Genomic DNA, 13,256 nt, shown 5'->3' on the forward strand with positions numbered 1-13,256 from the left:
GAATTAAATCAGAAATAATATTGTGAGATGTTGGGCGTATGCAATACGCCCCTACAAAATCTGTCTTATTGCTAATTTAAATGACTATATTAGGCACTCACATCAGTCACTGGTCTAAACGATTGTATTTTAAGCGACAAATCACTTACACTAGAACACGCAATCTGCGATTAAAAATTCTTATCACCATTCACAAAACGGCTCTATCACCATGCAAAAACCCAACAATCATCTTGCTAGTTATAGCGAAAAAATGGCGAACTACCGATTACCTTATCAACAAACCTTGAATACATTGCAACATTTGACCACGCTGGTTCAGCAAGCATGGCAATCCAGTTTACCTGAATCGGTGCTGACGACTTTAATGGTCATCAACCACGACAACACCAACCTCACCCTTAGCACCGATAGTCATACCATCGCCAACCATCTGAATTATCAGCGTCAAGAGCTATTACAACAGCTTCAACAATTTGATAATACCTTTGCCTATCTCACACAATTGCGTTTTAAGGTGGTGGTGTTAGAAAAGGCAAAAAGCCCAAATTTACAATGTAATCAAAACGTTAATAATGTAACATCTCGTGAACTCAGTGACGTTACGAAGCAAAATATAGCACACCTTATTGAGCTTGTCACGGACAATGAGCCTCTAAAATCCACCTTACAAAAATTAATAAAAACTTAAAAGTGTCATATTTACATTGTAATTTTATGTAAAAAATGTTGCTTTGTTTATTCATTAAGCCCTATCGCTGTCAAGATATGCAAAGCCAAGTTAAAAACGCTCAAAAAACAAACACTTTAGTTACCAAAACAAAAAAGATATCTTTTTATGTGGATGTAAGGTATATACCTCACTCCCAACATAGTAAAAAGATATCTTTTATTGAAAAATCAATCGTTTTAAGCGTAAGTTATACTCAAATACGTTAGGGAAACAATTTTTTATCATCAGCTAATGTTGCTCACTGTATCCCCTAAAAGCCCTATATTTTAAATAAAAACAATAATAAATTTAGTATTTCTAATTAAAAAGGCGTTATTTTTGAATTACATTTTCATAATTTGTTACAACTTTATAATTATCTGGACTAGCAAATACCGCCCTTAGTAATTGATTATTCAAAGCATGTCCTGATTTGTAGCCATAAAATGCACCCAAAATTTGATGCCCTGCCAAATACAAATCCCCCACCGCATCGAGTATCTTATGACGGACAAATTCATCAGCAAAACGCAACCCTGTTGGATTTAGCACTTGGGTATCATCCAAAACAATGGCGTTATCCATACTGCCACCTAATGCCAAATTTTGGCTTTTTAGGTAATCAATGTCCTTCAAAAACCCAAAAGTACGAGCTTGGGCAATCTGCTCAATAAAATTAGCAGGGGTCAAATCCACATGATATTTATCATACGGTGGCTGAAATGCTGGATGCTCGAAGGCGATTTCAAAATCCAAACTAAAACCTTCATAAGGGGTAAAACGAGCAATTTTATCTTCATGTCGCACTTCGACAGGGCGTAAGATTTTGATAAATTTTTTGGCAACACCTTGTGTGGTAATCCCAGCTTGCTGTAAGGTTTTGATAAACACCGAGGCACTGCCGTCCATGATGGGGATTTCTGACGCTGACACTTGGATGATGAGATTATCAATACCCAACGCACTCACCGCACTCAATAAATGCTCTACCGTACCAATACGTTGCCCCAATGCGTTGGTCAAATTAGACGACATTACCGTATCTGTGACATTGGTAAAATAGGCAGGAATCGGCTCAGCATCTGCCAAATCTTGACGCAAAAACACCACCCCTGTATCCACTTCGGCAGGCAAAAACTGCAACGTTACCATTTGACCACTATGCAGACCAATGCCCTGTAATTCAATGGGTTGACTGATGGTTTGTTGTTGGATGGGCATGGGTAAATTCTCCGCAAGCGACATAATAAATCCTTGATTGCTCAATGTTTGACATAACTTGTTACAAGTTTGGGTATTTTAGCATTATCCCTAAGGATGATATAGCGTTGTTTTTGGAACGCTGACTTTTAAAAAATAAAAAACCTGTTACCAAAGTGCTTGATAACAGGTTTGTCAAATGTATGATTGGATTATTTCTTTTGTTGACGCAATAAATAATCTTGAATGCTATTGCCTGTGCGTTGCGGTTGGTTTGGCTTATTCACAGGATTTGGGACTTGAGTGGGTTGGCTCACAGGCGTTGGTGAACTTAGCATGGGTGCAACAGGTACTTCAAGGCGTGCTAAAGCTGGCTCGTGCGTGCCTGTTTCGACACGGCTGTTACTGGTCGCATCAGGAAAGTTGCGTTGCTGTGTCTTAGCACTGTTATCAAGGGTCAGACCAGTCGCCACCACGGTCACTTGGATTTCATCGCCCATGTCTTCATCGAAGACGATACCATAGAAAATATTGGCTTCGTCAATATCAACCAAGCTTTGCACTCGTTGGGTAATGCGTTCCTGCTCATCAAAATTAAAGTCTGAGCTGGCAACCACATTTACCAATAGACCTTTGGCATTTTTAAGTAATAGATTATCAAGCAACGGACTTTTAATGGCTTTTTCTGCGGCGATTTCAGCACGGTCTTCACCACTGGCTTTACCGATACCCATCATCGCATGACCACGTGACATCATGGCAGTACGGATATCGTTAAAGTCGATATTGATAAAACCATCTTCACGAATCATATTTGAGATGCCTTGCACTGCTTGTAATAACACTTCATCGGCTTTTTTAAACGCATCTTTCATCGAGATTTTGCCATACACAGTCATCAGCTTATCATTGGGAATGGTGATGATTGAATCCACAAAATTTGATAATTGCTCGATACCTTCTTTGGCCACTTTATTGCGTTTACCACCTTCAAAGGTAAATGGCATGGTCACGACCGCCACGGTCAATACGCCCATTTCTTTGGCTAGACGAGCGATAACTGGGGCAGCCCCAGTACCTGTACCACCACCCATTCCTGCGGTAATAAACACCATATCCGAGTTTTCTAATAATTGGCGAATTTGTTCTTCATCACTTTCCGCCGCTTCACGCCCGACTTCTGGGTTCGCCCCTGCTCCAAGTCCACGGTTATTGTTTTTAACGCCTAATTGGATTTTGTTAGCCGCTGATAAACGCTCAAGTGCTTGTTTATCGGTATTAGCACAGACAAAATTTATACCTTTAACACCATTTTGTACCATGGTTTCAACGGCATTACCACCACCACCGCCTACGCCAATGACACTTAGACGCGCTGAATCTGCAAACGTATCACTTTGCTCATGGACGATACTAAACTTTGCTTCCATCTCCAACATTCTCCGATTGGTTAAACCTAATTTAAAGTAAGTTATTTATAATAAACGATATAACAGGTATCATTTTGATTTCTATGATGGCGTAAAACGTGGTTAGCTGACGTTGATACTGCCAATTTATCGCTATAATAACATGCTTACTCAACAAAAATGACTATCTCTACCAAAAATTTTTGGTGTTTAGAAAAATTTTTTGAAGAACTTATTCATCTGTTGTAGACGTTCTTTCATAGGGGTTTGTTCCAACGCATCTGGTGAGCTTTTCTCACTATGATGAAAGGCATCACTTTGACTATATAATAATGTGCCAAATGCAGTTTGGTATTTACGTTGTCCGATTAGGCTTGCGATATCTTTGAGTTTTTCATCATCCCCATACTGGCTATAGGCAGTGATTGCTGGATGCAACGTGGCTTTGTGCACTTTATTAGCAAGGAATTTTTTGGCAAGTGGTACTAAGCCACGCATTTCTGCCCCACCACCTGTTAGTACATAGCCTTGTTGTAAAAATTGACTTAATTCCAGTTTGTCCAAATCATTTTTAACATTTTGTAAAATACTGAGGTAACGAGCCTCTATCACTTCGAGTAGCTCTTGCATATTGATGGTTTTTTCATCGTTATATTGAGAACGGCGAATGCTAAAAAATTGGCTGGCATCAATCCCATGTCTATCAATGCTGGCTTGGGATTTTTTCATGCTTTCAGCTTCAGCCACCGTCACATCCATAAGCATGGAAATATCCAGTGTGGCGTGATGACCGCCTTCTGGGAAGCAACGAGTATAAATGAGTTTATCTTCTCGGTATACACAGACGCTGGTGGTTGATGAGCCAATATCAATCAAACACACGCCATGATAGCGTTCTTCGGGTAATAGACCATATTCAGCAGACGATACTGCATCAAACAACATTTGGTCAATGCTGACATCACATTCTTGCAACAACTGTTGTAAGTTTTGACGACTACGCACAGGCATCATCATCAAATGATATAACACAATCAGTTGATTGGCTTTCATACCAATGGCATCATCAATCATGTCCTTGCTATCATCCAAACCAATCCCTTGCTGGGCATAGTGCATTAGATACATATCATCTGGAATATGCTTGGCTTTGGCATCGGTCAAGGCAGAAACGATATCTTTGGCTTGTACGGACTCATTGGTGATATTGACCTCACCACCACTATTGACACTTTGCAATTCTGGGGTAGAAAAGCTTAACCATACGCTGTTAATACGGCAATTCGCCATGTCTTCAGCTTCCTGCATGGATTGTCGAATCGCCCCTTTTAGACGGTCACGATGACGAATCACACCTTGAGCAAAATCATAGTTTTTGGCAGATGCAATGCCCACGATACGAATATCTTGGGCATCATGCACCTGTCCAATGACCGTATGCACGGCAGTGGCAGTTAAGTGGATTACGACAATGTGTTCAGGTTTCTTCATGTTAAATTATTATTTACAAAACTCATCTCATCTAGACACTAACTCGATAGTATAAAGATATTATTAAACATACAAAAAAACCATTCCCCTAACATGAATTAGGAGATCGGTCTAACTTATACCACCGTCACTGAGCTTGGGCAGTTGCTTGGTTCACTGGCTTGGTTTTATCAATGTTAGTGGTTACCCTTGATGTACCAATCATATTCGTAGATGGGGAGTTGATACCATCACTAATCGCTGTCCGCCATGTGATTGCCATACCGTTTTTATAACGTAAATCTACGGTTTGAATTTTGGGTAATTGGGGTTTGAGTTGATTTTGTAGCATCACGCTCAAACGATAAAGCTTTTCGGATGTATTGTCATTATCGACCAATACCCGAAGACCATTGTTAAAGCGAAAAAACCATGCCATACGGGGTGTCACGATAACTTCATCAATCTTTAGCCCCAATGGTTCAAACCAGTTACCCACTTGCTTGACTTGTTGCATCATCACCACCGCATTGTGGCTCTCACCTTGCAACTGCATCCAATAATGGGCTTGTAACTCATCAGTATTGGCAGGCTCAAATACCACCCCATTGGCATCGACCAACTTTTCACTACCAAATTTTGCCACAGGCTGTCTAGGGATAACATTTACCAATAGACCTTGTTGCCAGTCACGGCGAATATCCACTTGACTGACCCAGCCGATGCGTTGTAAACGCTGTAAATACGGTTGTAAATCTGCCTGCAACCAATTTCGATCGGCTTTTTGCCCCAATACTTGATGTAACTGCTGATATTCGTGGCTATTTAGCCCTTGATGGTTAATTTGGATATTGGCATTGGGTAAATGTGCCACCATTTGACCAATACCCACAACCAACCCCAACAACAATAAACTCGCCACACACACCAATAGTCGATATGGCGATTTAGGGTTGTGGTTGTCAGCAGATGCTTCACTGCTTAACACGAGGGTATCTGTCACTGGTAGCTCCATAGGGATTGTATCACCGCCTCAATATCCATTCCCACCCTTATTTACTCATCATTCGTCCAATCTCTGTACGCACTATATATAAAGATGGGAAAACTAGCGACTTTCTACTACTAATGAGGTAGTAACAGATAATCCATGACAAAGGGGGTATATGATAACAAATAACACTGATTAATAAGTAACTAATTACTATCCATCCAGTCGTAATTCGTCTGATTATTGTAAAAAGTTATGTGTTTGATTGGATTTATCGTCAATTTGATGTGGGGAAAGACTTTTATAAAAGGGCGTATGCAATACGCCCCTACAAATTTACTTTCTATTCTACTTGCTATGTCAAATAACGATAAACACCCTTAATCTTTGAGTGTTTGTTGCAAAATCCGCACACACAAGGTCGCAAAGTCAATGCCTTTTGCTTTTGCTGCCATCGGTACAAGGCTATGGTCAGTCATGCCCGGAACGGTGTTAAGCTCTAGCAAATATAGTGTGCCGTCTTCCGATTTTAAGAAATCCACCCGTGACCAGCCTTTACCCCCAATCGCACTAAAGGCTTTTTTGGCAAGCTCTTGCATTTGGGCTTCTTGCTCAGGTGTCAAATCCGATGGGCATTGATAAACGGTATCATTGCGGTTGTATTTGGCTTCGTAATCATAAAATTTGGCATTCGGAATAATGCGAATACTTGGCAACGCCTCATTACCCAAAATTGAACAGGCGTATTCACCGCCTGTGATGGCTTTTTCTGCCAAAATCTCACCATGATATTGCTTGAGCGTTGGGTACACTTTTGCAAGCTCACCCTCACTTTCAATCATCACCACGCCCACGCTACTACCTTCGGCAGCAGGTTTGACAAACAATGGTAAACCAAAATCCTGCTCGACTTGGGTAAAATCGCTATCATCATGCAATACCACATATGGTACATTTGGCAATCCTAAGGCTTGCCAAATCAAACGGTTACGGAATTTATCCATCGCAATCGCAGAGGCTAGTACGCCACAGCCTGTGTAAGGGATGTCAAAACCGTCCAATACGCCTTGCAAACTGCCATCTTCGCCAAACGTGCCGTGTAGCACATTAAAAATACGATCGTATTGGCGAAGTTCGTCAATGTCTTGTTGCTTTGGGTCAAAGTGGTGTGCGTCAACGCCTTTCGATAATAGAGCGTTAAGCACGGCTTTACCGCTATTTAGGGATACTTCTCGCTCGGTACTCCAACCGCCACACACAACGGCGACTTTACCAAATTGCTTTACATCAATGTCATTCATTTTTTACCACACTTGTTTAACTTTATTCAATGTTTATTTGACTAAATCAACTTCAGACCAAATGCTTGATAGGCATCAAACTTACCATCTTGTGACAATAACACATAATCCGCTTGAATACATTGCCAAATCATCAAACGGTCAAATGGGTCTTTATGTTTATCAACGCTCGGCAACTGGAATAAGGTTGCCATAACTAAATGCGAAACATCTAATGGTTGAATTGCCATATTTTTCATCAAATTAGGTAATTCACTTGGTAACAACCCATTTAGTTTAAGTTTATTCAAACCAAACTTAATCGAAATTTCCCATAATGATGAACTACACAAAAAAACGTCATTTTTAGGATTTTCTAAAATTGTTAAATTATTTCGACTGACCTTTTTTGGGTCAAAAATCAACCATAAAAAGATATGCGTATCAATAACATAGCGATTCATAGATTAATCAATTCTTCTTCCGTCATTTCAGAATCATCCGCCATCTCAAAGCTACCTTTGCCTTGATATTGCCCAAATTCACGTTTGGGCAAAGGGGGTTCAGCTTCAATATGTCGCACCTGTTTTAGTCGCATAAAATCAATAAAATCAAAAACTTCTTGGCGTAAAGTTGTTGGCATTGCTTGTATATAAGCTACCGCCTCATTGACGGTATGCGTTGGCTGTAATGACGTTACTTGCATACACTGTTCCTTGAAAGATTTTTTCTAACTCATTGATTAAAAAACAATTTATTTTTTGCCAAATCCAAACATAACTGACCAACATTGCCTGCCCCTTGGGTAATCAGCAAATCATTGCCTTTTAATACTTGCGACAATGTTTGGGTCAACTGGGGCATATCGCTCAAGTCTAGCATAATTGGGTCAATCTGCCCACGATTGCGAATACTGCGTGCCAAAGCTCGGCTATCTGCCCCTTGAACTGGGGCTTCACCTGCACTATACACATCGAGTAACATCAACACATCCACTTGCGATAAGACATTAACAAAGTCATCAAAGCAATCACGAGTACGGCTAAAACGGTGCGGTTGGAAAATCATCGCTAAACGGCGGTCTGGGTAGCTTTGGCGAGCGGCTTTGATGGTCATCGCCACTTCGGTGGGGTGATGTCCATAATCATCAATCAACAACACATCACCACTGCCGTCAGCCACTGGGTAATTGCCATTGTTTTCAAAACGTCTGCCCACGCCTGCGAATTTCTCGACCGCACGGCAAATCGCCTCATCACTCACGCCCTCATCAGTAGCCATGGTGATTGCACCCAACGCATTATATACATTGTGAATCCCCGGAATATTGAGGGTAATTTTCAGCGGGTCTTTGTCTTTTCTTAGCACGGTAAAATGCGTGCGTGTACCATCGGCAACCACATCCACGGCTTGCACATCGTTGTGCTTTTCTAGACCGTAAGTCAACACAGGGCGACCGATATTATCAATCATGCTGTACAATTCTTTATCATCACCGCATACCACTGCTAGACCATAGAAGGGCATATTTTGTAAAAACTGAATATACGCCTGTTTTAGCTTATCAAAGCTGTTTTCATAAGTTTCCATGTGGTCTTGGTCGATGTTGGTAACGATACACGCCATCGGACGCAACGATAAGAAAGACGCATCCGATTCATCGGCTTCGGCAATCAAATAACGGCTCTCACCCAATGAGGCATTTTTACCCGAGGCATTGAGTTTACCGCCAATCACATAGGTCGGGTCAAGCTTGGCTTCGGTCAAAATGGTGGTCAACAGACTGGTGGTGGTGGTTTTACCATGAGCCCCTGCCACCGCAATGCCGTGACGATAACGCATCAATTCGCCCAACATATCGGCACGGCGTACCACAGGAATACGTCCTGACAAGGCAGCTTGAATTTCTGGGTTGGTTTTATCAATCGCTGATGACACCACAATCACATCCGCTTCGCTGATATTTTTGGAATCATGCCCAATAAACACCTGCACGCCCATCTCAACCAATCGCTCGGTGACTGGGCTGGCTTTGATATCCGAACCGCTGACGCTATAGCCTTGATTGTGAATCACCTCCGCAATCCCACACATCCCTGCCCCACCAATACCGACAAAATGCACATGGTTAATCCGTCTCATTTCGGGGATTTCAATCAAGCGTTTTGATAATCTTTTGCTTGGTTTGGTGGCTTTGGTAGTTTTTGTGGTGTCAGTCGCTGAATTGGTAGCTTGGGTTGGCATGATTTTTCTCAATTTTATCAATGAATTAACAATAAGATATTGACAGATTAGGCAGATAATTGTGCCAAAATAATCTGTGAGGCTTGTTCAGTGGCAGTGGGATTGGCAAGTTCTCGCCCTTTGTTTGCCATTGCCAAAATTTGCTGGCGGTCTAGCCCTGCCAATAGCGTTGCCAAGCGGTCAGCGGTTAGCTCGGATTGGGGTAATAAAAACCCTGCCCCTTTATCCGACAGCCAGCGTGCATTGGCGGTTTGGTGGTCATCAACGGCACTCGGCAAGGGTACAAATATCGCAGGTAAGCCAACATTGGCGACTTCAGTGACGGTCAACGCCCCTGCACGACACACAATAACATCTGCCCATGCGTAGGCTTGTGCCATGTCGCTGACAAATGGCAAAATTTCATAGGGTGTGCGTTGCAAGTCCGCTTGGTCGTACACGGCTTGGGTATCAGCAAGGTTATTTTTGCCACATTGATGACGCACCTGCCACGGCTTGGCATTGGGCTTTTGCTCTAATACTTTAAGGGTTGGGGCAATGTTGTTATTCAAGGCTTGAGCCCCAAGTGAACCACCAATAATCAATAATTTAAGGGGACTGTCATCGTTGGGATTAAAACGTTGATTGGGCGGTGCGACATTGACAATCGCCTCACGCACTGGGTTGCCCACGGTGATGACTTTGTCTTTGGGTAAATCGGTAAAGGTGTCGGGAAATGCTTGCATGACTTTGCTTGCCAGTTTAGCAAGGTAGCGATTGCTCATGCCTGCAATGGCGTTTTGTTCGTGGAGTACGATGGGTTTTTTGCAAAATTTAGCAGCCAATCCGCCCGGTGCGGTGACATAGCCACCAAATCCTACGATAATGTCGATTTGGTTGGTTTGGATAATTTTGATACAAGCTAAGGTGGCTTTAAGTAAGGTACTGGGCATTTGTAATAGACGCTTGATGCCATTGCCTCGCAGACCTTGCATATTGATGGCATGATACATAAAGTCGGTGTCCGCCAATAGGTCGTTTTCCATGCCTGTCAATGTACCAAGCCAGTGTACCACTGCCCCTTGTCGCTCTAGTTCGTGGGCTACTGCCATGGCAGGAAAAACGTGTCCACCTGTACCTGCCGCCATGATTAAAACGTTGGGGGATTGCTTCATTCAAGTACCTTTGCTATTTTAGCGTCTAAAAACCGCCAGCTTTGCAATTTTTAGTAAAATAAAAATAATTATAAAATGCCGAAATCATAGCATTTTTTCATACAATATAAAAGTCTTACGACTATTTTATCTAAATTTTTGATACCCTTTATTGAGTCGAAAACCACCCTTTTTTACCGTATCCATCCTAGTGATTGTCATAAAAATGTCATAATAACGTCAAAGCCTTGTCATACTTTTCTTTTATCCTTAGCAAAATTTTTATCATACCAACAGTATGCTTACCCAATGTTAAGGAAATGCTATGTCAGAGAATACCCTCAATAAATCTATGAACCGCCGTAATGTTATTCGTTTTTTGGCAGGTGTGCCTGCCCTACCGCTTGCAACAGGCTCAGTGGCGACCTTATTGACTGGTTGTGGCAGTGATAACAATAGCTCGACCATTGGTGACTCATCAACCAATCATGGCAATGGTTTAAATAATACTGCCAAAACCATCAAATCAGTAGAATTCGTGGGTATGCCTGCCCCAACGCTTGCCAATCCTGCTGAAATGGCGACCGTTCACGTTGCATCAAAATTGAAAGCCTCTTTCACCGATGGTACAAATCAAGAGTATAAATTAGCCTATCAGCCATTCTTCAAAACAGGCGATAAAATCAGCGATGGTAAAGGCGGTACGATTATCGCTGGGGGCTATTTTGATATCAATAATAAGCCAATTATGGATAGCTCGGTATTGGCTTCAACTCGTCAATTTTTCTCAGATTGTCCAGACGGCTCATCATTGCTGACAGTGAAAGGGGCAAAAGTTGCTGGCGTTCAAGGTAATACCGTGTTTGCCGTGGTACAGTTTGAATACACCACGCTAGACCAAGGTGGCAACGATATGTACGGCAAACTGCCTTCACCGATTGCGGTTGTCACCCTTGACCAAAACCCACAAACAGGTGAATTAAAAGTCGTTAAATACCATAATGTTGATACCTCAAAAGCCAATGGCTTGTGGATTACTTGTGGGGCGTCATTGTCACCTTGGAACACCCATTTATCATCAGAAGAATACGAGCCAGATGCGTTTAAAGCCAAGTCAGATGCGGGTTTTAAAGCCTTTAGCAAAAACCTATTTGGTGACGAAAACAAAGCCAATCCTTACCATTATGGACATTTACCAGAAATTATCGTTAATGCAGACGGTACAGGGATTGCCAAAAAACATTACTGCTTGGGTCGCATCTCACATGAGTTGATTCAAGTCATGCCTGATAAACGCACCGCTTTGATGGGTGATGATTTTACCAATGGCGGATTATTTATGTTTGTGGCGGATAAAGAAGCTGACCTATCGGCAGGTAATTTGTATGTTGCCAAAGTTACCCAAACTTCGCCAAAAGATGGGCCAGCCAAAGACAGCCAATTTAGTGTTAAATGGATTCACTTGGGTCATGCTAGCAGTGGCGAAATCGAAGCCCTTGCCAACATGGTTCAACCAACCGACTTGATGGATGTCAAATACGAAGACCCAAAAGACCCAAGCTACAAAAAAATCGGCTTAGATGGCACAACCAACTGGGTCAAAATGGCAACCAATAGCAAATTGCCAAAAGACAAATTGGAACAAGCGGCTGCTTTCTTGGAAACCCACCGTTACGCCGCCTTACAAGGGGCTTCGATGGCGTTCACCAAAATGGAAGGCACAACTGTCAATATCAAAGACAAAATCGCCTACTCTGCCATGTCACGCATCGAAAAATCCATGACCAAAGGTGAGTATGATGTGCAAGTTGCCCAGCTAAAATCAGGTGCGGTATATGCTCACGAGCTAAAAGGTGGTCAAGTCGACCACAATGGTAAAGCCATCAATTCTGAGTGGGTTTCAACTCGTATGTATGTACCACAAGGTTTGGCAGGTGAAGATTTAAGTGCCGACATGAAAACCGTTGATGCGGTTGGCAATTACTCGAATATCGAAAAAATCTCTTGCCCAGATAATTTGAAATTCTCAGAAAAATTCCGCACGTTATTTATTGGCGAAGACTCTGGCTATCATGTCAATAACTACCTATGGGCGTACAATGTCGATACCAAAGCCTTGACTCGTATCCTCTCTACCCCAGCAGGGGCGGAATCAACAGGGTTACACGCTGTCGATGAAATCAATGGCTTTACTTATATCATGTCAAACTTCCAACACCCCGGTGATATGAAGTTTGTGGATGCGGTGAAAACAGCTGTTGCTCCACTTATCAAACAAAACTTCAACAATAACTTCAGTGCTGCGGTTGGTTATTTGACGTTTAAAGCCTAATCTTTAAGCCATTATAAAATGTAATAAAAAGCCCTCGTGAATGACGAGGGCTTTTTTGTTATCATCATCAAAACAATGATGGAAAATGTAAATGTTAAAATTTTGGATTGGGTTAAATGGGGTGATTTCACTGTTTTTTTGGTGGGTATTTTATGTGAGATATTGGCAATATCGGGATTTGTTTAATGAAAATGGGCGTTATTTTGATGGTGAACAAGTGCTTACCGAAGGGGGAATGTTTTGGTCAATATTTGCCATGTTGTTTTTAATCATTACGCTGATTTTATTGTATTTTTACCATAAAAAGAGCCGTAATTGATATTAACTGCCTCATTCTTTAAAATGTGTATTGCTAAAGGTACTACGGTTTGACTGTTCTAAACATCATCAATTTTTAAAACTTAATCTTAAGTACCGAAACAGAATTATCGTATAAGATTCAATTCTCGTAGCGTGGGTTAGCGAAGCGTAACCCACGGAAAATC

The 13,256-nt window shown here is 41.8% G+C and carries 12 protein-coding genes; 3 read left to right on the forward strand and 9 right to left on the reverse strand.

What is annotated here, in order from left to right; translation table 11 throughout:
- Nucleotides 1-211 precede the first annotated feature (211 nt).
- Entirely contained in the window at nt 212-691 is a 480-nt protein-coding gene (locus ACK1U4_RS08475; protein WP_419401018.1) for a DciA family protein, read from the forward strand.
- Between the two features lie 354 nt (nt 692-1,045).
- Here the strand turns inward: ACK1U4_RS08475 and lpxC are convergent, their stop codons facing one another.
- The 9 genes from lpxC to murG form a co-directional block, all read right to left on the reverse strand.
- Entirely contained in the window at nt 1,046-1,957 is a 912-nt protein-coding gene (gene lpxC, locus ACK1U4_RS08480; protein WP_419401017.1) for a UDP-3-O-acyl-N-acetylglucosamine deacetylase, read from the reverse strand.
- A gap of 167 nt (nt 1,958-2,124) precedes the next feature.
- Nucleotides 2,125-3,342 (reverse strand): cell division protein FtsZ, encoded by a 1,218-nt coding sequence (gene ftsZ, locus ACK1U4_RS08485; RefSeq protein ID WP_419401016.1) that lies wholly within the window; start codon nt 3,340-3,342, stop codon nt 2,125-2,127.
- Nucleotides 3,343-3,531: 189 nt separating this feature from the next.
- Nucleotides 3,532-4,812 (reverse strand): cell division protein FtsA, encoded by a 1,281-nt coding sequence (gene ftsA, locus ACK1U4_RS08490; protein ID WP_419401015.1) that lies wholly within the window; start codon nt 4,810-4,812, stop codon nt 3,532-3,534.
- 127 nt (nt 4,813-4,939) lie between these two features.
- Nucleotides 4,940-5,794, reverse strand: a complete 855-nt coding sequence (locus tag ACK1U4_RS08495) for a cell division protein FtsQ/DivIB (protein WP_419401014.1) — start codon at nt 5,792-5,794, stop codon at nt 4,940-4,942.
- A 368-nt stretch (nt 5,795-6,162) separates the two neighbouring features.
- Nucleotides 6,163-7,083 (reverse strand): D-alanine--D-alanine ligase, encoded by a 921-nt coding sequence (locus tag ACK1U4_RS08500; RefSeq protein WP_419401013.1) that lies wholly within the window; start codon nt 7,081-7,083, stop codon nt 6,163-6,165.
- Nucleotides 7,084-7,124: 41 nt separating this feature from the next.
- A complete protein-coding gene (locus ACK1U4_RS08505) occupies nt 7,125-7,526 on the reverse strand; it encodes a type II toxin-antitoxin system VapC family toxin (protein ID WP_419401012.1) in 402 nt (133 codons plus the stop codon).
- Nucleotides 7,523-7,768, reverse strand: coding sequence for a hypothetical protein (locus ACK1U4_RS08510; protein WP_419401011.1), 246 nt, complete (start codon nt 7,766-7,768; stop codon nt 7,523-7,525). The genes ACK1U4_RS08505 and ACK1U4_RS08510 overlap by 4 nt, the downstream gene beginning before the upstream one ends.
- Nucleotides 7,769-7,797: 29 nt before the next feature.
- Nucleotides 7,798-9,204 (reverse strand): UDP-N-acetylmuramate--L-alanine ligase, encoded by a 1,407-nt coding sequence (murC, locus tag ACK1U4_RS08515; protein ID WP_419401101.1) that lies wholly within the window; start codon nt 9,202-9,204, stop codon nt 7,798-7,800.
- Nucleotides 9,205-9,353: 149 nt separating this feature from the next.
- Nucleotides 9,354-10,460, reverse strand: coding sequence for an undecaprenyldiphospho-muramoylpentapeptide beta-N-acetylglucosaminyltransferase (gene murG / locus ACK1U4_RS08520; protein WP_419401010.1), 1,107 nt, complete (start codon nt 10,458-10,460; stop codon nt 9,354-9,356).
- A gap of 304 nt (nt 10,461-10,764) precedes the next feature.
- Here murG and ACK1U4_RS08525 point away from each other — a divergent pair, with 304 nt between their 5' ends.
- Entirely contained in the window at nt 10,765-12,771 is a 2,007-nt protein-coding gene (locus ACK1U4_RS08525; protein ID WP_419401009.1) for a PhoX family protein, read from the forward strand.
- Between the two features lie 91 nt (nt 12,772-12,862).
- Complete coding sequence (locus ACK1U4_RS08530; protein ID WP_419401008.1) at nt 12,863-13,090, forward strand: hypothetical protein; 228 nt, start codon at nt 12,863-12,865, stop codon at nt 13,088-13,090.
- Nucleotides 13,091-13,256 lie beyond the last annotated feature (166 nt).

The sequence above is a fragment of the Moraxella sp. TY6 genome, assembly GCF_048551375.1.
In the GTDB taxonomy this organism is placed as follows: Bacteria; Pseudomonadota; Gammaproteobacteria; order Pseudomonadales; family Moraxellaceae; genus Faucicola.